The organism is Mesorhizobium sp. WSM3873 (genome assembly GCF_001672445.1).
Classification (GTDB): domain Bacteria; phylum Pseudomonadota; class Alphaproteobacteria; order Rhizobiales; family Rhizobiaceae; genus Mesorhizobium.
The window spans coordinates 22,060-47,626 of the sequence record NZ_LYTM01000006.1 but is presented as its reverse complement, the minus strand read 5'-3'; the positions used below and the strand labels follow the sequence as shown (position 1 = coordinate 47,626).

Sequence of the window (25,567 nt, the reverse complement as noted above, 5' to 3'; positions counted from 1 at the left end):
ATGCACGAACTGACGCCCGTTCTCTCCACCGTGGCCGCTTCCTTCCTGGCGTCCTTTGTCGAGGTGGTCGAAGCCTTCACCATCGTGCTGGCCGTCGGCGTGACGCGCGGCTGGCGGCCGGCGCTGACAGGCGCCGTCTCGGCGCTCGCCGTGCTGGCGGCGCTGGTGCTGGCTTTCGGACCGCTGCTGCAGCTGATCCCGATCACGCTCCTGCAATTCGCAGTCGGCGTGCTACTTATCCTGTTCGGCATGCGCTGGCTGCGCAAGGCGATCCTGCGCAGCGCCGGGATCATCGCGCTCCGCGACGAAGAGGCAGCCTTTTCCAGGGAAACCGACGCGCTGACCCGCCATGCCAACGACCGTCGCGCCGGCTATCTTGCCGGCGTGGCGGCCTTCAAGGCGGTGCTGCTCGAAGGGGTCGAGGTGGTGTTCATCGTTATTGCGGTCGGGACCGCGCACGGCCAGACGCTCTATGCCGGTCTCGGAGCGCTGGCCGCATTCGTGCTTGTGATGCTGATCGGCCTCGCCGTGCACCGGCCGCTGGCGCGCGTGCCGGAAAACGCGCTCAAATTCGTCGTCGGCCTGATGCTGACCAGTTTCGGCGTGTTCTGGACAGGCGAAGGCCTCGGCGCCGAATGGCCGGGCGAGGATTTTGCGCTGCTTGCCATCTTCGTCGTCATCGCCGCGGCATCCTTCGCCATGGTGCGCTGGCTGCGCAACGCCCACGCCGCGGCTGCCAAAGCAATTCCGGGAAAAGCGTGAAGCGGTTTCCCGTGCGGAATTGCGGTCAAAGAAGAAACAGAGCGGTTTGCCGTTTCCGTGAAATGGTGAACCGCTCGAAGGGAATTGCCCGATGAAAATCGTCCGCCTCGTCCTGAAGGAGCTCGTCGGCATGTTCGTTGACGACGGCAGCCTTGCGCTTCTGGCACTGCTTCTGATCGCTTTGGTCGCCGGCGCCGTGAAGCTTCTGGCGCTGCCGCCGCTCCTCGGCGCTGTCCTGATCCTGATCGGCTGCCTGGCAATCCTTTTGGAAAGCACGAGGCGCGGCGCGCGCGGCGGAGGCAAAGGCTAAGCCGGCCTGATGGATGGCGCGGCCAATTCGACGCGACGCGCTTTAGGCTCGGAGGGCGCGACTTTTCTTGCCGATCGCGCGTTTGACGAAAAGCTCGGCGTGCTCGGCCCACCGGATTTCCGTGACGTTGTTCTCGCGAACCGATCGCTTGAAAGCTTCTCGCAACGCGTCGAGTTCAAACACCGACAACCGTCCGAGCGTATCGTGTTTCGATCTGCGAACGTCCATCACGCAGCCCCCAACTCATAAAGAGGTATATGCTTCGCCAGCTCGGACTCAAGGCGTTGCCCCTGACTTCTTTTGGGTGCAATCGCCGGGCTTTTTAGATCGGTCAGCGAAATGCCCAATCGCAATCAGTAAATTGTGAACAAGGTCGGCAGCATGCCGATCATACGAAAATGCTCGACCGCCTCGATAAGCGGAAAGAACGCCAGAAAATATAAACCGTCCCGGAACGTGCTTTTCAGCGCGCTGGTGGAAAAGATCCATTCCTCCTCGTCGCGGTAGAGCATCGGATTCGGCCAGAAACGCGGCGTCCGCTCGGCATAGGCCGTGTAGGCGGCGCCGAACTTGCCGGACAGGAACTCGGCCTCCCGGCCGGCGGTGAACCGGAAGACGAGGAAGCTTGCAAGACCAAGCATCGCGGCGGCCAGCACCGATCCGAACATCAGTCCGATACCGACCGCTCCGATGATCGAGAAGAAATAGAGCGGATTGCGGCTCATCGAGAACGGACCGGAGACGACCAGCTCGTCGTTCTTCCTGCCGCCGACATAAAGAATGCTCCACAGCCGGCCGAGAAAGCAGACGAGCACGAAGCCGAAGCCGGCCGTCTCCATCAGCTCGTGTCCGCTCGAGCCCTCGCTGAGGAACGGCTTGGCAAACAGCAGCAGGGCGATGGCCGTCACGGCGGCGACCTGGACGACGATCAGGCGCTTGTGCTGGTCGAAGGCCTTTGGCGCTGACTTGAGCGATGTGTAAGCCATTCGATTTGAGTCACTCCGGCCGGGCCAGCGCTCCCCTAACCTTTCTCGCGCCCGGCGGCGAGGTCTTCCCATTATTTTCGATCATTCTTACGAATTTGTAAGGACCCGGACAGGCCTGCGTAAGTCCGGCTTGTGGGAATGGGGCCTCGCCGATGCTACCGTGCCGCTTGAACTCGACACCGGACGATAGGCCAAGATGCGACTGCTGCTGGTTGAGGATGACCCAAGGACTGCCGACTACATCGTCAGGGGACTGAGCGAGGCCGGGCACGCCTGCGATCTCCTGCGCAATGGCCATGAAGCGCTCGCCGCGGCAACCCGCAATGCCTATGACGTCATCGTGGCCGACCGTATGGTTCCCGGTCTCGACGGCCTGTCGATGATCAAGGCGGTGCGAGCGGCGGGCATCAAGACGCCGGCCATATTCCTGACCTCGATCGGCGGCGTCGACGACCGGGTGGAAGGGCTGGAGGCCGGCGGCGACGACTATCTGGTCAAGCCCTTCGCCTTTTCCGAACTGCTTGCCCGCATCAACGCGCTCGGCCGGAGGCCGGCGGCGCAGGAGCAGAAGACCAGCCTTCGCGTCGCCGACCTCGAAATGGACCTGATCATGCGGCGCGTGACCAGGCAGGGCAGGACCATAGACCTGCAGCCCCGGGAGTTCAGCCTGCTCGAAGTGCTGATGCGCGGCGAGGGCCGGGTGATTACCCGCACCATGCTTCTGGAGCGCGTCTGGGACTTCCATTTCGACCCCAAGACCAGCGTCGTCGAGACCCATATCAGCCGGCTCAGGGCCAAGGTCGACAGGCCGTTCGACGTGCCGCTCATCCATACCGTGCGCAACACCGGCTACAGCCTGCACGCGCAGGGTTGACGATCCATGCCTGATCGCATCTCGCGCCTCCAGCCGGCTCTCCGTATATAGGCGACATGGCGATGCTGGACTCCGCAAGGCAATGGGCGCTTCGCATGAAGCGCGACGTCGTGGCGCTCTGGCTTGCCGCCCGCGATCCACGCGTCCCGTGGTACGCGAAGGTCGTGGCCGGCGCGGTCGCGGCCTATGCGCTGAGCCCCGTCGACCTCATTCCGGATTTCATTCCGATCATCGGCTATCTGGACGATCTTGTGATCGTTCCGCTCGGCATCCTGCTTGCGGTAAAGCTGGTTCCGGCCGGGCTCATGCGGGAATTCCGCGACACCGCCACGCGCAGCACCAGGCCGGTCAGCCTGGCCGGTCTGATCTTCATGATTGCCGTCTGGATCGTGGCGGCCCTGGCCCTGCTATGGCTGTTCTGGCCGAACCCCGCCTGAAACGATGAAGGACGCACGCCCAAGCCTGCTGCGCAGCACGCCGTTCCGCCTGGCACTGACCTTTGCCTTCCTGTTCGTGCTCGCCTTCATCCTGTCCGGGGCGGTCGTCTACCAGCTGATGAGCGCCGATCTGGCGAGACGTCTCGATAAGTCCATCAAGGAGACCTATTCGGTCGTTGCCCTGACCTATGCCGCCAACGACAAGGAAGATCTTGTCACCTCGGTCAACAACAACGCCGACCTCAGCCCCGACAAGGACCAGCTTTTCTCGCTGACCGACCCCGCCGGCAACCGTCTGGCAGGCAATTTCACCGCCTCCGGCCTGCCCGACGGTTTCTCGATGTTCGCCGCCAGATTGCCGGGTGTGCCGCCCGACACGATGTACCGCGCCTATACCGGCGAGGTCGGCGGCAACAATCTGACGGTCGCCTTCTCGCTTGCCGAGACGGACGAGCTGAAGACCATCGTGCTGATGAGCTTCGGCTGGGGCACGCTGTTCATCACCGGGCTCGCCATTGCCGGCGGCGCCCTGCTCGCCTCGCGCGTCCAGCGGCGGCTCGACGGCATTGCCGCCACCATGGTCGACGTCTCGCACGGACGGCTCGACGCGCGCATCCCGTTGACCGGCAATGGCGACGACATCGACGCCGTGTCCATCCAGGTGAACGCAGCGCTCGACCGCTTGTCGGCCCTGGTCGACGGCATGCGGGAGGTGAGCGCCAACATCGCGCACGACCTGAAGACGCCGCTCAACCGCCTGCAGATGATCCTGGAGCAGGCTGCCGACAAGACCGCCTCCGGCGAGACCGTTTCGGCCGAGCTGGCCGACGCGCGCAGCGAAAGCCGGCAGATCAACGACACCTTCAATGCGCTGCTGCGCATCGCCCAGATTGAGGCCGGCGCGCGCAAGGCGCGCTTCGTCGATCTCGACGTCGGCAGTGTCGTCGACACCATCGGCGAGGTCTATGCCGACGTCGCCGAGGACGACGGAAAATCGTTGTCGACGACGCTCGTTCCGGAGACGAAATGGTACATTCACGGCGACCGCGACCTGCTGATGCAGATGCTCGCCAACCTGGTCGAGAACGCGCTCAGGCACTGTCCGCCGGGCACGGCGATCGAGCTGTCGGTGACAAGGCAGGGCGAGCGCGTCCTCGTCCATGTCCGCGACGATGGGCCCGGCATTCCACCCGGCGAGCGCGAAAAGGTCTTTCAGCGGCTCTACCGGCTGGATTCCAGCCGCACGACGCCGGGCAGCGGCCTCGGCTTGAGCCTCGTCAAGGCGGTCGCCGACCTGCATGGCGCGTCGATCACGCTGGAGGACAATCATCCAGGGCTCGCCGTCATCGTCGACTTCCCTGCGGTGACGGAGCCCGCCGCCTGACGGGTGGGTTCAGCGCACGCCCGCCCTGCGGAAGTCGGAGGGCGACATGCCGGCAAGCTTGCGGAACGACTTGTTGAAGGCGCTGAGCGAGCCGAAGCCCGAGTCCATGGCGACCTTCAGCACATTGGCGCCCTCATGCATCAAAAGCGCCTGCGCGTAGCTCAGCCGCAGCAGATTGACATATTCGTTGAGCGTCATGCCGGTCGATTTCTTGAACAGGCTCATGGCGTATTTCGGATGGATGTCGGCCGCCGCCGCGATGTTCACGCAGTCGATGTCGTAGAGGAAATTCTCGGCGATGAAATCGCACATGCGCCCGACATTGCGCGAGGACTGCTGGTCGAAGGCGCTGCCGGCCCCGTGGCCGGACGCGGTTGCCGGCACCAGCCGGTACGGCTCGAAGCGCACCCGCTCCAACCGCAAGAGCAGCTCGTTGACGGCGTGTTCGGCCTTGGCCGCATCGCCCGAGCGCGCATACTCGTTCCAGCGCTTGAAATTGTCGTTGTCGGACTGGTCGGTGGCATTCGTCACCAGCGTCGCGCCCGCCATCAGCCGATGCCGGACATCGGCCGGCAGATGCAGCCTGAAGAAATGCACCAGCGGCAGATGCGCGCCGGCATAGATGGCGTCATCGGTGAGATCATCCATCTGGTGCGGCAGCCCGCCCCAGAACAGGCACATGTCGCCGGCAGAGAGCGCGATCTCATGCTCGGCCATGCGGTAATGCACGCTACCGCGCACGATGAAGTTGACCTCGACCTGGGCGTGCCAATGCGGCTTCAGCATCACCAACGGCTGGTTGTGGAACATCTGCAAGGCCAGCGGCAGGCCTTCGACGCTGCTCGCGCCTGGCTGGTAGAACGGACGCTCCGGCATCTTACTTTCCGCCAATTTCTTATTCCCTTTGTCGGGGACAAGCCTTCCGCGCCGCATAATCTAGCCAGGCTCACGGTGAGAGAGCAAACGAAATGGGAGGATTTCAATGCGCACCACACTGACCTGCGCCGCGCTTTTGCTTGCCCTGGGCTCCGGCCCCGCTTTGGCGCAATCCGGCGAACTCACGATCTGGAGCTGGAACATCGCCGCTTCGTCGCTGAAGGCCACCGTCGAGGGCTTCAACAAGAAGTACCCCGACATCAAGGTCACCGTTCAGGACCTCGGCAACCAGCCGACCTATGACAAGTCGATCGCCGGCTGCGCCGCCGGTGGCGTCGGCCTGCCCGACATCGTCTCGATCGAGAACGGCGAGGCCGAGAACTATTGGAGCCAGTTCCCGGACTGCTTCGTCGACCTGCACACGCTGGGCTACAGCGCGGAAGACCAGAAGAAATTCCCCGATTTCAAGCGCACTGAGCTCGAAGTCGGCGACAAGGCCTATGCCATGCCCTGGGATTCCGGCCCGGTCGCCGTCTTCTACCGCCGCGACTTCTACGAGAAGGCCGGTGTCGACCCCGCATCGATCAAGACCTGGGATGATTTCATCGCCGCCGGCAAGAAGATCCAGGCCGCCAACCCCGGCGTCATAATGACCAACGCCGACTTCAACGGCGATACCGAATTCTTCCGCATGATCTCCAACGAGCAGGGATGCGCCTATTTCGCCGAGGACGGCCAGTCGATCACGGTCAACCAGCCGAAATGCGTCGACGCCATGACCAAGGTCAAGGAAATGAAGGACGCCGGCATCGTTTCGTCGGCCGACTGGTCGACCAAGATCACCAACAACACCGCCGGCACGGTCGCCACCCAGGTCTATGGCGGCTGGTATGAGGGCACGATACGCACCGAATCGCCGAAGGAAAGCGGCAAATGGGGCGTCTACCTGATGCCGAGCCTGACCGCCGACGGCCCGCGCGCCGCCAATCTCGGCGGCTCCTCTTTGGCCATCACCTCGGCCAGCAAGAACAAGGAAGCGGCCTATGCCTACCTGAAATACACGCTGGAGACCAATGAAGGCCAGATCACCATGCTGAAGGATTTCGGCCTGGTGCCGTCGCTGATTTCCGCGCTCGACGATCCTTACGTCGCGCAGGGCCAGCCCTATTGGGGCGGCCAGGCGGTCTGGAAGGATATCCTCGCCACGCTGCCGAAGGTCGTGCCGAGCCGCGGCACGCAGTTCCAGAGCGATGCTGAGATCATCGTGCGAGCCGTGCAGACCAAGTATCTTGCCGGCGGCTATCCCGATGCCAAGGCCGCGCTCGACGACGCCGCCAGCCAGATCGCCTCTGCGACGGGCCTGCCGGTCAAGTGAGCGTCGCTTTTCCTTCTCCCCTTGTGGGAGAAGGTGGATTGGCGCGTAGCGCCAAGACGGATGAGGGGTGTTGGACGGATCCCCGTCGTCGCCAAGCTGGAACACCCCTCATCCGGCCGCTTCGCGGCCACCTTCTCCCACAGGGGAGAAGGCAAGACAGGGCAGCGCCTGCATCGACCATTGGCACTGCTCCAGCAATTCAACACACATGATCAACACCGCGCCCGCTAGGAAGGCGCGACCCGAAACTGGAAGGAGGAGGAACACGATGCGCTACCGCAACGCCACCGCGTATCGCTTCCTCACGCCTTATCTCCTGATCTTCGCCATCTTCTGGATCTGGCCGATCATCAGCTCCTTCCTGATCTCCTTCCAGGCAACCCGCACCGTGCCGTGGCGCTTCGCGCCGGCCTTCAACTGGGGCCGCCTGATCGGCGACCCCGCCTTTTTCAACGCGCTGAAGAACACGCTGCTGATTCTCGTCATCCAGGTGCCGGTGATGATCTCGCTGGCGGTCGTGATGGCGGTGCTTTTGAATTCGCCGCTGCTCAAGGCGCGCGGCCTCTATCGGTTTGCGTTCTTCGCCCCGGTCGTGGTCGGCGAGGTCGCCTATTCGGCGGTGTTCCGGCTGATGTTCAGCCTCGATTTCGGCATCGTCAACAAGCTGTTGAACAGCGTCGGCCTGGAGAAGATCGACTGGTTCTCCAACGTCACGCCGGCCATGGCGCTGATCATGATCGCGGTGACCTGGCGCTGGGCCGGCTATAACGCCATCATCATTCTTGCCGGCCTGCAATCCATTCCCGATGACGTCTACGAGGCGGCGACGCTCGACCGCGTCAGCAAGCTGAAGCAGTTCTTCTACATCACCCTGCCGCTGCTGAAGCCGGTCATCGTCTTTTGCGCCGTGCTGTCGATCATCGGCACGATGCAGCTCTTCACCGAACCCTTCCTGATCACCGAACGCGGCGGGCCGGGCGGCGGCACCGAAACTCTTGGCCTTCTGCTTTACCGCCAGGGCTTCCGCTCGCTCAATTTCGGCTATGCCTCGGCCATCGCCTACACCATGGCGGGCCTCGCCATCGCCATCACGCTGGTTCAGCTCTGGCTGACGAGGGAGCCGAAATGACCTCGCGCTCGCAAAGGCGACTCGGACGCAGCATCCTGCTGCATCTCGTCCTGACGCCGCTGGCGCTGATCTGGCTGTTCCCGCTGTGGATGATGGTGGTGTTCTCCACCATGCCCGACAACGGCATCTTCAGCCCCGGCATCGAGATTCTGCCGCATGACAGCTTCCTCGACAATTTCAACAATCTGCAGCGCGACACCAATTTCGTCGGCGCGATCGGCATCTCGGTCTCGGTGGCGGTGACCTACACGTTTCTTTCGGTGCTGCTCACCTCGATGGCGGGCTGGGCGCTGGCGCGCTACGACTTCCTCGGCAAGGGCGTGGTGGTGGCGATCATCTTCGGCACCATCACGCTTCCCTACGCCGTGGTGCTGATCCCGCAATTCATCATGGTGGCGCGCGACTTCCAGCTCGCCAACACCTGGATCGCGCTGATCGTGCCGCCGCTGTTCAATTCGCTCGGCGTGCTCTTCATGCGCCAGGCCTTTTCGATGATGCCGGCCGAGCTGTTCGACGTGGCGAGGGTCGAAGGCGTGAAGGAATGGCGCATCTTTCTGTTCGTGGCGCTGCCTTTGGCGCGGCCGATGCTGGCGGCCCTCGCCATCATTCTCTTCCTCGCCTCGTGGAATAACTATCTCTGGCCGCTTTTGATCAACAGCCAGCCCGGCGCGATGACGGCGCCGGTGGCGCTCGGCACCCTGATCGGCCTGACCAAAGTGTCCTGGGGCGGCATCATGGCCGGCGCCGTCATGCTGACCGTGCCGATGCTGATCGTCTTCGTGCTGCTGCAGCGCCATTTCATCGCCGGCATCGCCGCCGGCGCGGTCAAATAGGATAGGAACGAGATGGCGGCCGTCACCCTCACCAATGTCGTCAAGCGTTTCGGCACCTTCGAGGTCGTCCATGGCGCCAATATCGACATTGCCGATGGCGAGTTCGTCGTCTTCGTCGGCCCGTCGGGATGCGGCAAGTCCACGCTTCTTCGCATGGTCGCCGGACTGGAGGACATCAGCGGCGGCGAGATCGCCATCGGCGGCAAGGTGGTGAACGATGTCGAGCCGGCCGACCGCGGCATCGCCATGGTGTTCCAGTCTTACGCGCTCTATCCGCACATGACGGTGGAGCAGAATCTAAGCTTCGGCCTGCGCATGAACGGCAATCCGAAGGCCGACACCGAACGGCGGGTCAAGCGCGCCGCCGAAATCCTTTGCATAGACGAGCTGATGCAGCGCCGGCCGAAGCAATTGTCCGGCGGCCAGCGCCAGCGCGTCGCCATCGGCCGCGCCATCGTGCGCGAGCCGCAGGTGTTCCTGTTCGACGAGCCGCTTTCGAATCTCGACGCCGAGCTGCGGGTGCAGATGCGTGTCGAGATCTCGCGCCTGCACAAGGAGCTCGGTGTCACCATGATCTATGTGACGCACGACCAGACCGAGGCGATGACGCTCGCCGACCGCATCGTCGTGCTCAAGGCCGGCAATGTCGAGCAGATCGGCGCCCCGCTCGACCTTTACGACGATCCGGCCAACCGTTTCGTCGCCGGCTTCATCGGTTCCCCGAAAATGAATTTCATCGCGGCGAAGGTCGTCGATTTGTCCAACAGCGCCGCGACCATCGAGCTCGTCAATCATGGCGGCGCCAGGCTGCGCAAGCCGCTCTGCGGCCCCTTGCCGGCGCCCGGCGCGGAAGTCGTGCTCGGCGTCAGGCCGGAGCATTTCTTCGAGGCCGGCGAGGGCGACTGCGACATTCCGGTGAAGGCCGACGTCGCCGAGCATCTGGGCTCGGTCAGCTATGTCTACGCCGATGCCGGGCCGGAGGAGCTGATCATCGAGCGCGAGGCCAGGCGCCAGCGCGCCGGCAGCGACCACTTCACCGTCTCGATCAAGGCCGAGCGCTCGCTGCTCTTCGACAAGACAGGCGCCAGGATTCGCTGACTTTCCTTTCTGCCCGATCGCGAAGGCGTGGCGGCGACCGCATGGAGAATTCGACATGACTTTGGGAAAAATTCGCTGGGGCATTCTCGGACCCGGCAGCATCGCCAAATCCTTTGCCGGCGGCCTGGCGCAGTCGCGCACCGGCGAACTGGTCGCGCTCGGCGCCCGCGACCCCGGCAAGCCGGGTCTTGCCGAGACGTTTCCGGGCGCGCGCATCCTCGATGGCTATGACGCGCTGCTTGCCGACGAGGACGTCGATGCGGTCTATATTTCGATCCCGCATCCTGGCCATGCCGAATGGGCGATCAAGGCGGCAGAGGCCGGCAAGCATGTGCTGTGCGAAAAGCCGCTGGCGCTCACCGCCTTCGAGGCCGACGCCATGATGCATGCGGCGCGAAAAGCGGGCACCTTCCTGGGCGAAGCTTTCATGTACCGGCTGCATCCGCAGACGCTGCAGCTGGTCGAGCTGATCAAATCGGGCGCCATCGGCGAGGTCCGCATGATCAAGTCGTGCTTCGGCTTCGCCATGCCGGGCTTCATGCCCGAGCACCGGCTCTACGCCAACGAGCTGGCCGGCGGCGGCATCCTCGACGTCGGCGGCTATCCGGTCTCGATGGCGCGGCTGATTGCCGGCGCCGCGGCGGGAAAACCTTTCCTCGAGCCGGACAAGGTCGTCGGTGCGGCCCATCTCGGCCAGTCCGGCGTCGATGAATGGGCCTCGGCGCTGCTCCATTTCCCCGGCGGCATCGTCGCCGAGGTCTCGTGCAGCATCTCGCTCAACCAGGACAATGTCCTGCGCATTTTCGGCACCAACGGCCAAATCGAGGTGCCCGACTTCTGGTTCGCCGGTGGCAACCGCGATGTCGGACCGGGCCGGATCGAACTGATCCGGTCCGGCGGCACGCGCGAGGTGATCAGTGTCAACGAGACCCGCCACCTCTATTCCTTCGAGGTTGACGCCGCCGGCGAGGCGATCCTGGCCGGCCGCCACGAATTCGCCTGGCCGGGCATGGGCTGGGCCGACAGCCTGGGCACGTTGCGCGTTCTCGACAAATGGCGCGCCGCCGTTGGGCTGGAATACGAGATCGAAAAGCCGGCTAAGCGCGTCAACACCGTCTCCGGCCGGCCGCTCGGCCCCAACGGCACAGCCATCGGCAAACGCGCGATCCCGGGCCTATCGAAGCCCGTCTCGCGCCTGGCGCTCGGCTTCGAGGATTTCCGCACCTTCTCCTCGGGCTCGATCCTGCTCGACGCTTATTTCGAAGCTGGCGGCAACCTGTTCGACACCGGCTTCGTCTATGGCGCCGGCTACACCGAGACGCTGCTTGGGCAATGGCTGAGCAATCGCGGCGTGCGCCAGCAGTCGGTCATCATCGCCAAGGGCGCGCACACGCCGCTCTGCTACCCCGACGTGATCGGCAAGCAGCTTGCCCAGTCGCTCGACCGGCTGCAGACCGACCATGTCGACATTTATTTCATGCATCGCGACAATCCGGACGTGCCGGTCGGCGAGTTCGTCGATGCCATGGACCGCGAGGTCAAGGCCGGCCGCATCCGCGGCCTGTTCGGCGGCTCCAACTGGACGATGGAGCGTATGGACGCGGCGATCGCCTATGCCGAACGCACCGGCAAGCAGAAGCCCGGCGCGCTTTCCAACAATTTTTCGCTGGCCGAGATGCTGGAGCCGATCTGGGCCGGCTGCATCACCTCTTCCACCGACGATTGGAAAGCTTGGCTGACGGCGCGGCAGATGCCCAACTTCGCCTGGTCGAGCCAGGGCCGCGGCTTCTTCACCGACCGCGCTGGTCGCGACCGCACCGACAATGAAGAGCTGGTGCGGGTCTGGTACTCGGAAAAGAACTTCGGCCGCCGCGACCGCGCCATCGAACTTGCAAGCAGGCTCGGCAAAAGCCCGATCCATGTCGCGCTCGCCTATGTCCTGGCGCAGCCCTTCCCGTCCGTTCCCCTGATCGGCCCGCGCACGCTGGATGAGCTGGAGGACAGCCTCAAGGCGCTGGATATTGCGCTGTCGCCGGACGATCTGGAGTGGCTGGACAACGGGCCGGAGAGACGGAGGGCGTAGCGCCAGAGGGGGTCGGTCCGACTGGGCTCGGCCTGCTGCGGCAGATGGAGTTGGCGCTCCGCGAGGCGACCTCCTCTGGCCTGCCGGCCATCTCCCCCGCTTGGGGGGAGATCACCAGTTTCGCTGCCCTCAGCGATCAACCCGCGTCGACAAAATAATCGACGACGACGTCCGCTCCACTCCCTCCATTGCCCCGATCTGGTCGAGCAGCGCGTCGAGATCCCGGATCGACGGCGCGTCGACGATGACGATCATGTCGAAATTGCCGCTCACCGAATGCACCGTCCGGACCGGCGGCATTGCCTCCAGGCTACGCACCACCTTGTCGGCGAGTTTCGGCGTGACGGTGAGCAGCACATGCGCCTTGACCAGACCCTGCTCATAGTCGGGCGACAGCCTGACGCCGTAGCCTGCGATGATGCCGCGCTGCTCCAGCCGCTCGATCCGGCTCTGCACCGTGGTGCGCGACACGCCGAGCTTTCTCGCCAGCTCGGCGGTGGAGGCGCGCGCGTTGGCGCGCAGCAGCGTCAGCAGGGCCTGTTCAGCTTCACTGATCATTTCGACGAAACCCTTCGGCAAATTGCACTATGTTCAGCTTCACTTTGCCAGATTCCGAGCTTCCTTTCGACAGGCAAGCTGCGATGATTCCTGCCAACTCGAACTGGCAGGGGTATCGTCATGAAAAACATTGTTGTCGTCGGTGCCGGCAAGATCGGCTCGACCATCGCTGAAATGCTTACCACCACGGGCGACTACCGCGTCACGGTGGTCGACCGTTCGGCGGCCCAGCTCGCCGCAGCCGAATTGCCGGCCGGCGTCGAGAGCAAGGAACTCGACATCGCCCTGCCCGGAGCGCTTGAGGCAGCGCTTGCCGGCAAATTCGCTGTGCTGAGCGCCGCGCCCTTCCACCTCACCACCCGCATCGCGGAGGCTGCGGCGAAGGCGGGCGTGCATTATCTCGACCTCACCGAGGACGTCGCCAGCACCCGCCGGGTCAAGGAACTGGCCCGTGAAGGCAAGAGCGCCTTCATCCCGCAATGCGGCCTGGCGCCGGGCTTCATCTCGATCGTCGCCAACGATCTGGCCAGCCGCTTCGACACGCTCGAAAGCGTGCGCATGCGCGTCGGCGCGCTGCCGCAATATCCGTCGAATGCGTTGAACTACAATCTCACCTGGAGCACCGACGGCGTCATCAACGAATATTGCGAGCCTTGCGAGGCGATCGTCGAGGGCGAGCTGGTCGAGGTGCCGCCGCTGGAGGAGCGCGAGGAATTCTCGCTCGACGGCGTCACTTATGAGGCTTTCAATACCTCCGGCGGTCTCGGCACTCTGGCCGAGACGCTGAAGGGCAAGGTGCGGACCCTGAACTACCGCACCATCCGCTATCCCGGCCATGCCGCGATCATGAAGGCGCTGCTCAACGACCTCGGGCTGCGCCACCGCCGCGACGTGCTGAAGGACATTTTCGAGAGCGCCCTGCCGGCGACGCTGCAGGATGTCGTCATCGTCTTCGTCACCGTCTCGGGCCGCCGCAATGGCCGCCTGCTGCAGGAGACCTACGCCAACAAGATCTATTCGCACCGCGTCGGCAACGTCGTTCGCAGCGCCATCCAGATCACCACCGCCTCCGGCATCTGCGCCGTGCTCGACATGCTGGCCGACGGCACGCTGCCGGCGAAAGGTTTCGTCCGGCAGGAAGACATCGCGCTCGACGCATTTCTGGCCAATCGCTTCGGCCGAGCCTACGCCCAGCACGAGACGGCGAGCCGCCTGGCGGGCTGAGCTGTGTGATCTCCCCCCTTGAGGGGGAGACGTCGCCGAAGGCGACAGAGGGGGTCCTCTCAGCCAGTGCAGCGCATGTAAAAGCCAAAGAGGGAAGTCGGCGCTTCACGCGCGGCGACCCCCTCTGGCCTGTCGGCCATCTCCCCCTCAAGAGGGGAGATCACGCTCCCTCTAAACATGCAGCGCGTGCCCGAGCGCCTTCAGCGCCGCTTCCTGGAAGCCCTCGCCCTGGGTCGGATGCGCATGAATGGTGCCGGCGATGTCTTCAAGCCGCGCGCCCATTTCGAGCGCCAAGCCAAAGGCCGCGGCCAGTTCCGAAACGCCCTGCCCGACCGCCTGGATGCCCAGCACCAGATGATTGTCCGCGCGGGCGACGATGCGCACGAACCCATCCTCGCCTTGCTTGGTCATGGCGCGGCCGTTGGCTGCGAACGGAAAATGTCCGATCTTGATCTCGCCGGCGAGCGCCTTCGCCTCGTCCGGCGACAGGCCGGCGGTGACCAGCTCGGGATCGGTGAAGCAGATCGCCGGGATCGCGCGCTTGTCCCAGCCTCGTTTGTGGCCGGCGACGATCTCGGCCACCATCTCGCCCTGCGCCATCGCCCGGTGCGCCAGCATCGGCTCTCCGGTGACATCGCCGATAGCGTAGATGCCCCGCATCGAGGTGCGGCACTGGTCGTCGATGCGGATGAATCTTCCGACCATGTCGAGGTCGATCTGCTCCAGCCCCCAGCCCTCGGTGAGCGGCTTGCGCCCCACCGTCACCAGGACCCTGTCGGCGGTGATCTTGGCGTTCTTGCCATCTGCCGTCTCGACCAGCAGCGCATCGCCCTTGGTCGACAGCCCCTTGGCCTTGGCACCCAGCATCACCTCGATGCCGAGCTCGCCGAGCCGCTTCAGCACCGGCCGCGTCAGCTCGGCATCATATTGCGCAAGCACGCGCGGCAGGGCTTCGACCACGGCGACCTTGGCGCCCATCTTGGCGAAGGCCATGCCGAGCTCGAGCCCGATATAGCCGCCGCCGACGACGGCGAGCTTGTCCGGCACCTCGCTCAGCGCCAGCGCTTCGGTCGACGAGATGACCGGGCCGCCGAAGGGCAGGAACGGCAGTTCGGCCGGCACCGAGCCGCTTGCGATCACCACCGCCTCGGCGCGGATCACCTGGCTTCCCGTCTCGGTCTCGACCTCGACGGTCTTGCCGTCACGGAACGTCGCCCAGCCCTGCACGGTCTTGACCTTGGCCTTCTTCAGCAGGCCAGCGACGCCGCTGTTCAGCCGGCTAACGATGCCGTCCTTCCATGCGACCGTCTTGGTCAGGTCGAGCGTCGGCGGGGCGACCGCGATGCCGAGCGGCCCCTTGCCGCCGGCCATGTGCGCGATCTTCTCGAACTCTTCCGCCGCGTGAATGAGCGCCTTGGACGGGATGCAGCCGACATTGAGGCAGGTGCCGCCCGGCTTGCCGAACTCGACGATCACCGTGTCGATACCGAGTTGCCCGGCGCGGATGGCGCAGACATAGCCGCCCGGACCGGCGCCGATGACGAGCAGCTTGCAGGAGATCTCTTTCATGGGCTTCTCGTTGCTGAGTACGGGGATTTTGGCAGAGGGTTAGGGCCTGGCGAACGCAGACCGTGGCGATTGGCCGATATCCTTGGAATCTCGTCATCCTGGGGCGGAGCAAGGAGCGTAGCGACGCGCGTAGACCCCAGGATCCATGCCGTGACGTGAAGGCGTTGCAACGGTCCAGAATTCTGGTCCGCCGCGCCCTTCGGGCGAGGTCGCGGCATGGATCCTCGGGTCAAGCCCGAGGATGACGAGGGGACAACGTCGTCCGTATCCATACGACTAATCCACGAAGATCAGCGCCGGCGTCTCAAGCAACGTCTTGATCCGCTGCACAAACACCGCGGCATCCCAGCCGTCGATGACGCGATGGTCGAAGCTGGACGACAGGTTCATCATCTTGCGCGGGATGAACTGCGTGCCGTCCCACACCGGCCGCACCATGATCTTGTTGACGCCGACGATTGCCACTTCCGGATAATTGATGACCGGCGTGGTCGCCACGCCGCCCATCGCCCCGAGCGAGGTGATGGTGATGGTCGAGCCGGAAAGCTCATCGCGCGTCGCCGTGCCGGACTTGGCCGCGTCGGCAAGCCGGTTGATCTCGGCCGCGCTTTCCCAGAGGTCGCGGGCCTCGGCATGCTTGACCACCGGCACGACGAGCCCGGTCGGTGTCTGGGCGGCGATGCCGACATGGATGCCCGCGTGCTGGTGGATAACGCCGGCCTCGTCGTCGAACAGCGCGTTGAGGTTCGGCTGGTCGGCGATCGCCTTGACCATTGCCCGCATCAGGAACGGCAGCAGCGTCAGCTTCGGCCGGTCTTGCCGCTTCTCTTTGTTGAGCGCGGCGCGCAGTTCTTCCAGCGCCGTGACGTCGACCTCCTCGACATAGGTGATATGGGGAATGTGCGACTTTGCCAGCGCCATCTTCTCGGCGATCTTGCGCCGCAGCCCGACGACCTTGATGTCCTCGACGCCCTCCTTGCGGGCAAGGCCGGTCGCGCGCGCAAGCTGCGGGCCGCGCGCCAGGAAGGCCTCGAAGTCCTCATGGCTGATGCGCCCGGCCGGGCCGCTGCCCGCAACCTGGCGCAGATCGATGCCGGCTTCCTTGGCGCGCAGCCGGACGGCGGGCGAAGCCAGCGGCTTTTCGCCTTCCGCGCGCGGCGCGCCGATGACGGACGCCAGGCGCCCAGCCTTCGGTGCCGCGACGGAAGGCTGAGCCGGGACCTGGGCCGGCCTCGGCGCCGCTTTCGGGGCCTCCGACACCGGTTGATGCTTTGCCTCCACGGGGTCGGCCGGTGCTTCTGCCTTCGGCGCGGCCTTGGCACCGCTGCCCGCTTTCACATTCCCTTCGCCGGCTATTTTAAGCCGCACGATCGGCGAGCCGATCGCCACCGTGTCGCCGATCTCGGCGCCGAGCCAGAGGATCTCGCCATCGACCGGCGAGGGGATCTCGACCGTCGCCTTGTCGGTCATGACGGCCGCCAGCACCGCATCCTCGCGCACCAGGTCGCCGATCTTGACATGCCATTCGACAAGCTCGGCCTCGGCGACGCCTTCGCCGACATCGGGAAGCTTGATGACATATTCGCCCATCGTCCGGCCTCCCTCAGGCTTCCATGGTCTCGACGAGCGCGCGCCCGACCCGCGCGGGGCCGGGGAAATACTCCCACTCCTGCGCATGCGGATAGGGCGTGTCCCAGCCGGCGACCCGCGCCACCGGCGCCTCCAGATGGTAGAAGCAATTCTCCTGCACCAGCGCCGCGAGCTCGGCGCCGAAGCCGGAGGTCAGCGTCGCCTCATGCACGACGACGCAGCGCCCGGTCTTCTTCACCGAGGCGACGATCGTGTCGAGGTCGAGCGGCAGGAGCGTCCTGAGGTCGATGATTTCGGCATCAATGCCGGTTTCCGCGGCCGCGGCCTGCGCGACATAGACCATGGTGCCGTAGGCGAGCACGGTGACCGCCGAGCCTTGCCGGCGGATCGCCGCCTTGCCGAGCGGTACGGTGTAATGGCCATCCGCCACCTCGCCGAGCTCGTGCTTCGACCAAGGCGTCACAGGGTTGTCGTGATGGCCGTCGAAGGGGCCGTTGTAGAGCCGCTTCGGTTCCAGGAAGATCACCGGGTCCGGATCCTCGATCGCGGCGATCAATAGCCCCTTGGCGTCATGCGGATTGGACGGCACCACTGTCTTTAGGCCGGAGACATGCGTGAACAGCGCTTCCGGGCTCTGGCTGTGCGTCTGGCCGCCGAAGATGCCACCGCCGGTCGGCATCCTGACGACGATCGGGCAGGTGAAATCGTTGTTGGAGCGATAGCGCAGCCGCGCCGCCTCCGAGACGATCTGGTCGTAAGCCGGATAGACATAGTCGGCGAACTGCACCTCGACGCAGGGCCTCAGCCCATAGGCGGCCATGCCGATCGCCGAGCCGACAATGCCGGATTCGCTGATCGGCGCATCGAAGCAGCGGTTCTTGCCGTATTTGGCCTGCAGGCCCTGCGTGCAGCGGAACACGCCGCCGAAAAAGCCGACATCCTCGCCATAGACGATGACGCGCTCGTCGCGCGCCATCGAGACATCCATGGCGTCGCGGATCGCCTCGATCATGGTGCGTCTGGGCATCGATCAGACCCCTGCCTGCTGGCGTTGGCGCCTGAGATGCGGCGGCGTCTCGGCATAGACGCCTTCGAACATGTCGCGCGTCGACGGCTTGCCGCCGGCATGCAGCGTGCCGTGGCTTTCGGCTTCCTTCTGCGCCGCGATCACGGTTTCGAGGATCTCGGCTTCCGCCTGGATGTGGCGCTGTTCCGTCCAGACTTGCTTGTGGATGAGATGGTTCTTCAGCCGGATGATCGGGTCGCCGAGCGGCCAGGCGTCCGATTCCGCCTTCGGCCGGTAGGCCGACGGATCGTCCGAGCTCGAATGCGCGCCGACGCGATAGGTGACATATTCGACCAGGGTCGGCCCGAGATTGCGACGCGCCCGCTCGATCGCCCATTTGGCTACCGCATGGACGGCGAGATAGTCGTTGCCGTCGACCCGCAGCGACGGGATGCCGAAACCGAGACCGCGCGCGGCGAAAGTGCCCGAGCCGCCGCGGGCAATGCCCTGGAAGGTGGAGATGGCCCACTGGTTGTTGACGACATTGAGCACGACCGGCGCCTTGTAGGTCGAGGCGAAGACCAGCGCCGCATGGAAATCGGACTCCGCGGTCGAGCCGTCGCCGATCCAGGCCGCGGCGATGCGGGAATCGTTGGAGATCGCCGAGGCCATCGCCCAGCCGACCGCCTGGATGTACTGCGTCGCCAGATTGCCGGAGATCGAGAAGAAGCCGTGCTCCTTCGAGGAGTACATGATCGGCAGCTGCCGGCCTTTCAGCGGATCGGCCTCGTTGGAATAGATCTGGTTCATCATCGCAACCATCGGATAGCCGTCGGCGATGAGCAGGCCGGCTTGCCGATAGGTCGGGAAGTTCATGTCGCCAGGCTTGAGTGCCTTGCGGAAGGCGCAGCTCACCGCCTCTTCGCCCAGATGCTGCATGTAGAAAGAGGTCTTGCCTTGGCGCTGCGCCATCTGCATGCGCGCATCGAAGGTCCTGAGCGTCATCATATGGCGCAGGCCTTCGAGCAGCTCCTCGTCGGTGAGCAGCCCGGCCCATGGCCCGACCGCTTCGCCGGCGCGGTTAAGCACGCGGATGATGGAGAAGGCCATGTCGCGGATGGTGCGCGGGTCGACATCGACCTCCGGCCGCGGCACCGACCCCGCTTTGGGAATGGTCACATTCGAGAAGTCGGGCGTGCCGCCGGGCCGAACCTCGGGCTCGGGGACATGAAAGCGCAACATTCCAGCATCGGCCATGACCTTCGTCCTCCAATGTTGCCGGTGCGATACTTGCACATCCGCGCCGCCATTTCATCGGGCGAGATGGCGGCCGTCCTCCCGGTCATCAGCCTCGTCGAGCCGATGCGGCACATGGCCGACAAGATGCAGATATGGCGCCGAAATTTCTTGTCGATGTTTGCAAGCGTCGCGCAATTTGGCGGAAGTTTGCGGAGCGTTTGCCGCCACAAAAGACAATCAAGGCATGCGCGCCGGCCGACGCAGCTAATCTCCACCCCCTTGGGGAGTTGCTCGGCAGGGCAGAGGGGCGTGACAGACTCTGCTTCAGGGTCGTCATTCCAGGGCGGAGCAAGGAGCGGAGCGACGCGCGCAGACCCTGGAATCCATGCCGCGACGTTGACGCGTTGCGGCGGTTGGAGAATATTCTGCACCCCGGCGCTCCCCGGCAAAAGTCACGGCATGGATCCTCGGGTCAAGCCCGAGGTTGACGAAGAGAGGCCGGCCGCTTCTCCGTTCACTCCGTCTCCGCCTCATGCTAACTCACCCCGCATGGCACAGAAGAAGGGATACGAGGTCGATTCGTGGCTGGCGCGGCCGGACCCCGCCATGGCCATCGTCCTGCTTTACGGCCCCGATCGCGGCCTGGTCGCCGAGCGGGCCAAGACCTTCGCGTTGAAGACCGGGCTGCCGCTCGACGACCCTTTCTCAGTGGTCAAGCTGGATGGCGCGGAAGTCGACCGCGACGAAGGCCGTCTGCTCGACGAGGCGCGCACCGTGCCCATGTTTTCCGACCGGCGGCTGCTTTGGGTCCGCAACGCCAGCGGCCAGAAGGCGCTGGCCGACGACATCAAGGCGCTGGCGGCGGAGCCGGCGCCGGATGCTCTCATCCTCATCGAGGCGGGCGACCTGAAGAAGGGCACTGGCCTGCGGGCCATCGTCGAGGCAGCCGGCAACGCCATCGCCTTGCCCTGCTATGCCGACGAGGCCCGCGATCTCGACACGGTGATCGACGACGAGCTGCGCAAGGCCGGCATGTCGATGACGCTCGACGCCCGCCAGGCGCTGCGCCGCAATCTTGGCGGCGACCGTCTGGCCTCGCGCGGCGAGATCGACAAGCTGGTGCTCTACGCCCATGGCAAGAAGGAGATCGACCTCGACGACGTCAACGCCTTGTCCGGCGATGTCTCCGGCGCCTCCTTCGACGGCGCGGTCGACGCGATGCTCGACGGCAAGGTCGGAGACTTCGACATTGCCTTCACCCGGCATTGTGCGTCCGGCGGCCATCCTTTCCTGGTGCTGTCCTCGGCGATGCGGCAATTGCAGGCGATTCAGGTAATGCGCGGCCAGATGGAATCCGGCGGCCGCAATGCCGCCTCGGTCGTGGCGGGAGCGCGTCCACCGGTCTTCTTCTCGCGCCGCAAGCTGGTGGAGAAGACGCTCGAGCGCTGGAACAGCGAAGCCCTCGGCCGCGCGCTGAACCGGCTGCAGACGGCTGTGCTGCAGACGCGCAAGCGGCCCGATCTGTCGGAGGCGCTGGCCCGTCAGGCGCTGCTCGGCATCGCGGTGGAAAGCGCGAGATTGGCGCAGAGATAGGCGATCAGCCAACCTCCCCTTGTGAGGCGATTGGCCGGCGCCTTCGGCTTTCGCCTATCGCGGGCGCCGCAAAAAAGAAGAGGCCGGCGCAGCGGCCGGCCCTGGTGTGCCTATCACCAATATATCAGCCTGGATCTAATCTTAAGCCAGAACTTTATTAGTCGGCTAATTCCACCTAATCAGCAACTTATCGCTCATCCTTCAGCCGCCGGCACAACTCGTCGAGCTGATCCAGCGACCGGTAGTCGACCCGCAGCGTGCCGCCCTTGGCTTTATGCTCGATCGAGACGATCATGCCGATCGTGTCTGTCATCAACTTTTCCAAGGCCAGCGTGTCGGGATCCTTTTCCGGCGCGCTCGGCGCAGACCTTACTTTGGCCGGTGTCGGTCCGGCGGGCATTTGCGCCAACGCCTCGGCCTGGCGCACCGAAAGCCCTTCCTCGACGATCCGCTTGGCGAGCCCCGCCGGATCGCCGGCCGTGACCAGCGTGCGGGCATGGCCGGCCGACAACGCGCCGTCGACCAGCATGTCGCGGATGACGTCAGGCAGCTTCAGGAGCCTCAGCGTGTTGGCGACATGGCTGCGGCTCTTGCCGATCACCTGGCCGAGATCGGCCTGCGTGTAGCCATGCTCGTCGATCAGCTGCTGATAGCCTTGTGCTTCTTCGACCGGGTTGAGATCGGCGCGCTGCACGTTCTCGATGATCGCCAGCTCCAGCGCGGTGCGGTCGTTGACGTCGCGCACGATGAGCGGGATTTCGGTCAGCCCCGCGCGCTGCGCGGCGCGCCAGCGCCGCTCGCCGGCGATGATCTCGTAGCGGCCGGGCTGCAACGGCGAAGGCCGCGCCACCACCGGCTGCACCACGCCATGCTCTCGGATCGACTGGGCGAGGTCGGTGAGTTCAGCGTCGCCGAAATGCCGGCGCGGGTTCTTCGGGTTCGGACTGACGAACTCGATCGGCACCTTGCCATCCGCCGCGACCGCGCTCGGCTTTTCGGGCGCTGCCGGACGATCGATCTCGCCGATCAGCGCCGCCAGGCCGCGGCCCAGTCTTTTTCTCGATTGGTCTTCGCTCATCATTCTGTCCAGATCGTTTCGGAATCGAATCGGCTAGGGAAATTCGGCCTGCGCTCGTTCAGGCGGCGCGCAGCTTGCGCTCGCGGCGGATCACTTCCGAGGCAAGCTGCAGATAGGCCTGGCTGCCGGAACATTTGAGATCGTAAAGGATTGCCGGCTTGCCGTAGGAAGGCGCCTCGGAAACGCGCACGTTGCGCGGGATGATCGTCTCGTAGACCTTGTCGCCCATATGCGCGCGCACATCCTGCACCACCTGGTTGGCGAGGTTGTTGCGGCCATCGAACATGGTGAGCACGATGCCTTGGATGGTGAGGTCCGGATTGATGGTGCCGCGCACCTGCTCGACCGTTTCGAGCAATTGGCTAAGGCCTTCCAGCGCGAAGAACTCGCATTGCAGCGGCACCAGAACGGAATCGGCCGCCGCCATTGAATTCAAAGTCAAAAGATTGAGCGAAGGCGGGCAGTCGATCAGCACATAACCGAACGGTGCCGCGCGCGCGGCTGCCGCACGCAGCGCATTGCGCAGGCGCAGCACCCGGTCTGGCGCCGAGGCGATCTCCATTTCGATGCCGAGCAGATCGAGGGTTGAGGGCACGATGGACAAGCCCGGCACCGCCGTCGGCACCGCGGCCGCCTCAAGCTCGAGTTCGCCGGTCAGCACGTCATAGGACGAGACGGTGCGATCCTTGCGTTCGATGCCGAGCCCGGTGCTGGCATTGCCCTGCGGATCGAGGTCGACGATCAGCACGCGCTCGCCGATTGCGGCCAGCGCCGTCGCCAGATTGATCGCCGTGGTCGTCTTGCCGACGCCACCCTTCTGGTTGGCAACGGTGATGATACGCGGTCCAGTTTTCATGGGTCGATGCCAGTGATTCATTGCGGGGTCGCCGGGTGCAGATCGGTGATTTCCAGAATGACGCCATGAGCGTCTGTCATGCTTGGATGTTCTACCAGATCGAAGGTCCAGCGGTGAGCGCTTTCTTCCACTTCGGCCCGGTAATCCCGGCCTTTGTGAAAAAGCGAACGCGCGCCCTTGGTCAGCCAGGGTGCGGCAAGATCGAGCAGGTCCGGAAGCGCCGTCAATGCCCGCGCGGTAACGACTTCCGGTGCAGAAACAAGTGGATAGCTATCATCGATGCGTCGCGCCAGCACGCGCGCCGGCAGGCCGAATTGGCCGACGACCGATTGCAGGAACGACGCCTTCTTGCGGTTGCTTTCAACCAGATCGATCGTGGCGCCCGGCCGCTCTGCAAGCAGAAAACCGAGTACCAATCCGGGAAAGCCACCGCCCGAGCCGAGGTCGACCCAGCGCAGTGCGGTCGGCGCGATGCGCGCAAGCTGGGCGCTGTCCAGGATGTGGCGGCGCCAGACGTCGTCTAACGTCGATGGCGCCGCCAGATTGATGCTGCGGCTCCATTTTTGAAAATGCCGCTCGAAGGCCTGCAGCCGCTCGAATGTTTCACGTGAAACCGGACCCGCTGCCTTCTGCAGGTCCGCCCAGGCATCGCCACTCACGCGACCGACCTTCGTGCAGCCAGCTCGGCATTGCGAACATGCGCGACAATGATCGCCAGTGCCGCTGGCGTCATCCCTTCCATGCGCTGCGCGTCGGCAATCGAGCGCGGCCGGCGTGCCTTCATCTTCTGCTTCAGCTCATTGGAAAGGCCTGGCACGTCCGCGAAGTCGATGGTCTCCGGAATGAGCCGCGATTCCTCGTGCCTGATCTGCGCCACGTCAGCCTGTTGGCGCTCGAGATAGACGGAATATTTCGCCTCGGTCTCAAGCCGCTCTGCCGTGTTGGGGTCGAGTTCGCCAAACCGTGGCTCGATCCGCGTCAACCAGACCATATCGACGCCGGGATAGGCGAGAAGGTCGTAGGCGGAACGCCGAACGCCGTCCCGGTTGATCTCCAGTCCATGCCGCGCGGCTTCATTCGGCGTGAAGGCGATCGACCTTGCCAGCGCGCGGGCAGCGTCGAGCTCCACACTGATCGCGCCGAAACGTTGCATCCGCTCGGAGGAGACGATCCCCAAGCGGTCGGCCAGCGGCGTCAGCCGCTCGTCTGCATTGTCGGCGCGCAGCGAAAGCCGGAACTCCGCCCGCGAAGTGAACATGCGGTAGGGTTCGGCGATGCCGCGGCTGGTGAGGTCATCGATCATCACGCCGATATAGGCTTCAGTGCGGCTGAGCACGACCGGCTCGCTTGAAGATGCCGTGCGCGCGGCGTTGATGCCGGCAAGCAGGCCTTGCGCGCCGGCTTCTTCGTAGCCCGTGGTGCCGTTGATTTGCCCGGCCAAAAACAGCCCGGCGACGCGCTTCGTCTCCAGCGTCTGGTTGAGCTCGCGCGGGTCGACGTGGTCATACTCGATGGCGTATCCCGGCTGCAGCATCGTCGCCCGTTTCAGCCCGGGGATCGTTTTCAACATGTCGAGTTGCACCTCTTCCGGCAGCGAGGTCGAGATGCCGTTCGGATAGACGGTGTCGTCATCGAGGCCCTCCGGCTCGAGGAAGATCTGGTGACCCTCGCGATCGCCGAACTTGACGATCTTGTCCTCGATAGATGGACAATAGCGCGGCCCCACGCCTTCGATCGAGCCGGAATACATCGCCGAACGCTTCAAATTGAGGCGAATCAACTCATGTGTCGCCTGCGTTGTGCGAGTAATACCGCATTTGATCTGCGGGTTCGCGATGCGGTCTGTCATCAGCGAGAACGGCACCGGGTGATCGTCCGCGGCCTGACTTTCCAGCGACGCCCAATCGATGGTGCGGCCGTCGAGGCGAGGGGGCGTCCCGGTCTTCAGCCGCCCGAGCTTGAAACCGGCACGCGTCATCGTCGCCGAGAGCCCATGGCTCGCCTGCTCGTTCATCCGGCCGGCGACGATCTTCTTCTCGCCGATATGGATCAGCCCTCGCAGGAATGTACCGGTCGTCAGCACCACGGCGCTGCAGGCGAGCCGCCTGTCACCGGAGACCAGCACGGCCGCAACCCGACCGTTCTCGATCTCGAAGTCCAGGACTTCGCCTTCTACCACGTCGAGATTGGCCTGCTCGCCGATCGCCGCCTGCATGGCAAGACGATAGAGCTTGCGGTCGGCCTGGGTCCGCGGCCCACGCACCGCCGGGCCCTTGCGGCGGTTCAGCAGGCGGAATTGGATGCCGGCAGCGTCCGCAATGCGGCCCATCAACCCGTCCATGGCGTCGATCTCGCGCACGAGATGACCCTTGCCGAGGCCGCCGATGGCCGGATTGCAGGACATGACGCCGATCGTCTCGAAGCGCAGCGTCACCAGCGCCGTCCTGGCGCCGACGCGCGCAGCCGCGCCCGCCGCTTCGCATCCGGCATGGCCGCCGCCCACCACCACCACATCATAGTGATTGGTCATTGCAAGAATCCGTTTCAGAGATGCTTTGACACATGTCCCCGCCAGCCTCCGCTGTCAAGGATGCAGTCCCCGTTGCGAAGGTGATCGCTGGGGATTGGGCTGCGTGCCAGTGGTCTGCCTGTCCGACCTCGTCCCGAAGGAAGGAAGGCGCTTATCCCACGGACGATTTTTCACTTC

At 64.6% G+C, this 25,567-nt stretch carries 24 protein-coding genes; 12 read left to right on the top strand and 12 right to left on the bottom strand.

Annotation, left to right across the window (positions count from 1 at the left end):
* Entirely contained in the window at window positions 1–762 is a 762-nt protein-coding gene (locus A9K71_RS05625) for a COG4280 domain-containing protein (protein ID WP_066991562.1), read from the top strand.
* A 91-nt stretch (window positions 763–853) separates the two neighbouring features.
* A complete protein-coding gene (locus A9K71_RS05620; protein WP_066991559.1) occupies window positions 854–1,072 on the top strand; it encodes a hypothetical protein in 219 nt (72 codons plus the stop codon).
* A gap of 42 nt (window positions 1,073–1,114) precedes the next feature.
* Here A9K71_RS05620 and A9K71_RS31185 read toward each other — a convergent pair whose 3' ends face one another.
* Window positions 1,115–1,255: a hypothetical protein gene (locus tag A9K71_RS31185; RefSeq protein WP_156752598.1), complete on the bottom strand. Its 141-nt coding sequence runs from the start codon at window positions 1,253–1,255 to the stop codon at window positions 1,115–1,117.
* A gap of 170 nt (window positions 1,256–1,425) precedes the next feature.
* Window positions 1,426–2,058: an isoprenylcysteine carboxylmethyltransferase family protein gene (locus tag A9K71_RS05615; protein ID WP_066991556.1), complete on the bottom strand. Its 633-nt coding sequence runs from the start codon at window positions 2,056–2,058 to the stop codon at window positions 1,426–1,428.
* Window positions 2,059–2,254: 196 nt separating this feature from the next.
* Here A9K71_RS05615 and A9K71_RS05610 point away from each other — a divergent pair, with 196 nt between their 5' ends.
* Genes A9K71_RS05610 through A9K71_RS05600 form a run of 3 tightly spaced genes read left to right on the top strand, consistent with a single transcriptional unit; the run spans window position 2,255 to window position 4,753 of the window.
* Window positions 2,255–2,932: a winged helix-turn-helix domain-containing protein gene (locus A9K71_RS05610; protein ID WP_066991553.1), complete on the top strand. Its 678-nt coding sequence runs from the start codon at window positions 2,255–2,257 to the stop codon at window positions 2,930–2,932.
* Window positions 2,933–2,988: 56 nt separating this feature from the next.
* Complete coding sequence (locus A9K71_RS05605) at window positions 2,989–3,369, top strand: YkvA family protein (protein ID WP_066991550.1); 381 nt, start codon at window positions 2,989–2,991, stop codon at window positions 3,367–3,369.
* A gap of 4 nt (window positions 3,370–3,373) precedes the next feature.
* A complete protein-coding gene (locus A9K71_RS05600) occupies window positions 3,374–4,753 on the top strand; it encodes an ATP-binding protein (RefSeq protein WP_066991547.1) in 1,380 nt (459 codons plus the stop codon).
* A 9-nt stretch (window positions 4,754–4,762) separates the two neighbouring features.
* On the opposite strand, the gene A9K71_RS05595 is transcribed toward A9K71_RS05600, so the two are convergent.
* On the bottom strand, window positions 4,763–5,629 hold the full coding sequence (locus tag A9K71_RS05595) for a helix-turn-helix domain-containing protein (RefSeq protein ID WP_066991544.1): 867 nt from the start codon (window positions 5,627–5,629) through the stop codon (window positions 4,763–4,765).
* A gap of 106 nt (window positions 5,630–5,735) precedes the next feature.
* Between A9K71_RS05595 and A9K71_RS05590 the strand changes: the two genes are divergently transcribed.
* The 5 genes from A9K71_RS05590 to A9K71_RS05570 all read left to right on the top strand — a co-directional run bounded on the left by A9K71_RS05590 (window position 5,736) and on the right by A9K71_RS05570 (window position 12,147).
* Entirely contained in the window at window positions 5,736–7,004 is a 1,269-nt protein-coding gene (locus A9K71_RS05590; protein WP_066991538.1) for an ABC transporter substrate-binding protein, read from the top strand.
* 268 nt (window positions 7,005–7,272) lie between these two features.
* Window positions 7,273–8,133 carry a sugar ABC transporter permease gene (locus A9K71_RS05585; RefSeq protein WP_066991535.1) on the top strand — a complete coding sequence of 287 codons (861 nt, stop codon included), beginning with the start codon at window positions 7,273–7,275 and terminating at the stop codon, window positions 8,131–8,133.
* Window positions 8,130–8,966: a carbohydrate ABC transporter permease gene (locus A9K71_RS05580; RefSeq protein WP_066991531.1), complete on the top strand. Its 837-nt coding sequence runs from the start codon at window positions 8,130–8,132 to the stop codon at window positions 8,964–8,966. Before A9K71_RS05585 ends, A9K71_RS05580 begins: the two co-directional genes overlap by 4 nt.
* Before the next feature lie 12 nt (window positions 8,967–8,978).
* A complete protein-coding gene (gene ugpC / locus A9K71_RS05575; RefSeq protein WP_066991529.1) occupies window positions 8,979–10,064 on the top strand; it encodes a sn-glycerol-3-phosphate ABC transporter ATP-binding protein UgpC in 1,086 nt (361 codons plus the stop codon).
* 55 nt (window positions 10,065–10,119) lie between these two features.
* Complete coding sequence (locus A9K71_RS05570; RefSeq protein ID WP_066991526.1) at window positions 10,120–12,147, top strand: aldo/keto reductase; 2,028 nt, start codon at window positions 10,120–10,122, stop codon at window positions 12,145–12,147.
* Window positions 12,148–12,276: 129 nt separating this feature from the next.
* On the opposite strand, the gene A9K71_RS05565 is transcribed toward A9K71_RS05570, so the two are convergent.
* Window positions 12,277–12,705 carry an Lrp/AsnC family transcriptional regulator gene (locus A9K71_RS05565; protein WP_066991894.1) on the bottom strand — a complete coding sequence of 143 codons (429 nt, stop codon included), beginning with the start codon at window positions 12,703–12,705 and terminating at the stop codon, window positions 12,277–12,279.
* 120 nt (window positions 12,706–12,825) lie between these two features.
* Between A9K71_RS05565 and A9K71_RS05560 the strand changes: the two genes are divergently transcribed.
* On the top strand, window positions 12,826–13,929 hold the full coding sequence (locus A9K71_RS05560) for a saccharopine dehydrogenase family protein (protein ID WP_066991523.1): 1,104 nt from the start codon (window positions 12,826–12,828) through the stop codon (window positions 13,927–13,929).
* A 171-nt stretch (window positions 13,930–14,100) separates the two neighbouring features.
* On the opposite strand, the gene lpdA is transcribed toward A9K71_RS05560, so the two are convergent.
* The 4 genes from lpdA to A9K71_RS05540 form a co-directional block, all read right to left on the bottom strand.
* Window positions 14,101–15,498, bottom strand: coding sequence for a dihydrolipoyl dehydrogenase (gene lpdA, locus A9K71_RS05555; protein WP_066991520.1), 1,398 nt, complete (start codon window positions 15,496–15,498; stop codon window positions 14,101–14,103).
* Between the two features lie 276 nt (window positions 15,499–15,774).
* The gene (locus A9K71_RS05550; protein WP_066991517.1) at window positions 15,775–17,088 is read right to left on the bottom strand and encodes a dihydrolipoamide acetyltransferase family protein; all 1,314 of its coding nucleotides are present in this window, start codon (window positions 17,086–17,088) and stop codon (window positions 15,775–15,777) included.
* 13 nt (window positions 17,089–17,101) lie between these two features.
* Window positions 17,102–18,115 (bottom strand): alpha-ketoacid dehydrogenase subunit beta, encoded by a 1,014-nt coding sequence (locus A9K71_RS05545; protein WP_066991514.1) that lies wholly within the window; start codon window positions 18,113–18,115, stop codon window positions 17,102–17,104.
* A gap of 3 nt (window positions 18,116–18,118) precedes the next feature.
* Window positions 18,119–19,351 (bottom strand): 3-methyl-2-oxobutanoate dehydrogenase (2-methylpropanoyl-transferring) subunit alpha, encoded by a 1,233-nt coding sequence (locus A9K71_RS05540; RefSeq protein WP_066991510.1) that lies wholly within the window; start codon window positions 19,349–19,351, stop codon window positions 18,119–18,121.
* A gap of 531 nt (window positions 19,352–19,882) precedes the next feature.
* Here A9K71_RS05540 and holA point away from each other — a divergent pair.
* Window positions 19,883–20,926 (top strand): DNA polymerase III subunit delta, encoded by a 1,044-nt coding sequence (gene holA, locus A9K71_RS05535; RefSeq protein ID WP_066991507.1) that lies wholly within the window; start codon window positions 19,883–19,885, stop codon window positions 20,924–20,926.
* A gap of 187 nt (window positions 20,927–21,113) precedes the next feature.
* Here the strand turns inward: holA and A9K71_RS05530 are convergent, their stop codons facing one another.
* The 4 genes from A9K71_RS05530 to mnmG are packed head-to-tail and all read right to left on the bottom strand — an operon-like array spanning window position 21,114 to window position 25,390.
* The gene (locus A9K71_RS05530) at window positions 21,114–22,004 is read right to left on the bottom strand and encodes a ParB/RepB/Spo0J family partition protein (RefSeq protein WP_066991891.1); all 891 of its coding nucleotides are present in this window, start codon (window positions 22,002–22,004) and stop codon (window positions 21,114–21,116) included.
* A gap of 58 nt (window positions 22,005–22,062) precedes the next feature.
* Complete coding sequence (locus tag A9K71_RS05525) at window positions 22,063–22,860, bottom strand: ParA family protein (RefSeq protein ID WP_066991504.1); 798 nt, start codon at window positions 22,858–22,860, stop codon at window positions 22,063–22,065.
* 17 nt (window positions 22,861–22,877) lie between these two features.
* Window positions 22,878–23,519, bottom strand: a complete 642-nt coding sequence (gene rsmG / locus A9K71_RS05520) for a 16S rRNA (guanine(527)-N(7))-methyltransferase RsmG (RefSeq protein ID WP_066991501.1) — start codon at window positions 23,517–23,519, stop codon at window positions 22,878–22,880.
* Complete coding sequence (mnmG, locus tag A9K71_RS05515) at window positions 23,516–25,390, bottom strand: tRNA uridine-5-carboxymethylaminomethyl(34) synthesis enzyme MnmG (protein ID WP_066991498.1); 1,875 nt, start codon at window positions 25,388–25,390, stop codon at window positions 23,516–23,518. The genes rsmG and mnmG overlap by 4 nt, the downstream gene beginning before the upstream one ends.
* Window positions 25,391–25,567 lie beyond the last annotated feature (177 nt).

Excerpts from the sequence above, each read along its gene's own strand:
- A9K71_RS05560 (WP_066991523.1), top strand. The coding sequence starts at position 12,826 with ATGAAAAACATTGTTGTCGTCGGTGCCGGCAAGATCGGCTCGACCATC.
- A9K71_RS05580 (WP_066991531.1), top strand. The coding sequence starts at position 8,130 with ATGACCTCGCGCTCGCAAAGGCGACTCGGACGCAGCATCCTGCTGCAT.
- A9K71_RS05605 (WP_066991550.1), top strand. The coding sequence starts at position 2,989 with ATGGCGATGCTGGACTCCGCAAGGCAATGGGCGCTTCGCATGAAGCGC.
- holA (WP_066991507.1), top strand. The coding sequence starts at position 19,883 with ATGGCACAGAAGAAGGGATACGAGGTCGATTCGTGGCTGGCGCGGCCG.
- A9K71_RS05530 (WP_066991891.1), bottom strand. The coding sequence starts at position 22,004 with ATGAGCGAAGACCAATCGAGAAAAAGACTGGGCCGCGGCCTGGCGGCG.
- A9K71_RS05545 (WP_066991514.1), bottom strand. The coding sequence starts at position 18,115 with ATGCCCAGACGCACCATGATCGAGGCGATCCGCGACGCCATGGATGTC.
- A9K71_RS05525 (WP_066991504.1), bottom strand. The coding sequence starts at position 22,860 with ATGAAAACTGGACCGCGTATCATCACCGTTGCCAACCAGAAGGGTGGC.
- A9K71_RS05615 (WP_066991556.1), bottom strand. The coding sequence starts at position 2,058 with ATGGCTTACACATCGCTCAAGTCAGCGCCAAAGGCCTTCGACCAGCAC.
- lpdA (WP_066991520.1), bottom strand. The coding sequence starts at position 15,498 with ATGAAAGAGATCTCCTGCAAGCTGCTCGTCATCGGCGCCGGTCCGGGC.
- A9K71_RS05550 (WP_066991517.1), bottom strand. The coding sequence starts at position 17,088 with ATGGGCGAATATGTCATCAAGCTTCCCGATGTCGGCGAAGGCGTCGCC.
- A9K71_RS05610 (WP_066991553.1), top strand. The coding sequence starts at position 2,255 with ATGCGACTGCTGCTGGTTGAGGATGACCCAAGGACTGCCGACTACATC.
- A9K71_RS05600 (WP_066991547.1), top strand. The coding sequence starts at position 3,374 with ATGAAGGACGCACGCCCAAGCCTGCTGCGCAGCACGCCGTTCCGCCTG.
- ugpC (WP_066991529.1), top strand. The coding sequence starts at position 8,979 with ATGGCGGCCGTCACCCTCACCAATGTCGTCAAGCGTTTCGGCACCTTC.
- A9K71_RS05565 (WP_066991894.1), bottom strand. The coding sequence starts at position 12,705 with ATGATCAGTGAAGCTGAACAGGCCCTGCTGACGCTGCTGCGCGCCAAC.
- A9K71_RS05625 (WP_066991562.1), top strand. The coding sequence starts at position 1 with ATGCACGAACTGACGCCCGTTCTCTCCACCGTGGCCGCTTCCTTCCTG.
- A9K71_RS05595 (WP_066991544.1), bottom strand. The coding sequence starts at position 5,629 with ATGCCGGAGCGTCCGTTCTACCAGCCAGGCGCGAGCAGCGTCGAAGGC.
- mnmG (WP_066991498.1), bottom strand. The coding sequence starts at position 25,390 with ATGACCAATCACTATGATGTGGTGGTGGTGGGCGGCGGCCATGCCGGA.
- A9K71_RS05570 (WP_066991526.1), top strand. The coding sequence starts at position 10,120 with ATGACTTTGGGAAAAATTCGCTGGGGCATTCTCGGACCCGGCAGCATC.
- A9K71_RS05620 (WP_066991559.1), top strand. The coding sequence starts at position 854 with ATGAAAATCGTCCGCCTCGTCCTGAAGGAGCTCGTCGGCATGTTCGTT.
- A9K71_RS05590 (WP_066991538.1), top strand. The coding sequence starts at position 5,736 with ATGCGCACCACACTGACCTGCGCCGCGCTTTTGCTTGCCCTGGGCTCC.
- A9K71_RS05540 (WP_066991510.1), bottom strand. The coding sequence starts at position 19,351 with ATGGCCGATGCTGGAATGTTGCGCTTTCATGTCCCCGAGCCCGAGGTT.
- A9K71_RS05585 (WP_066991535.1), top strand. The coding sequence starts at position 7,273 with ATGCGCTACCGCAACGCCACCGCGTATCGCTTCCTCACGCCTTATCTC.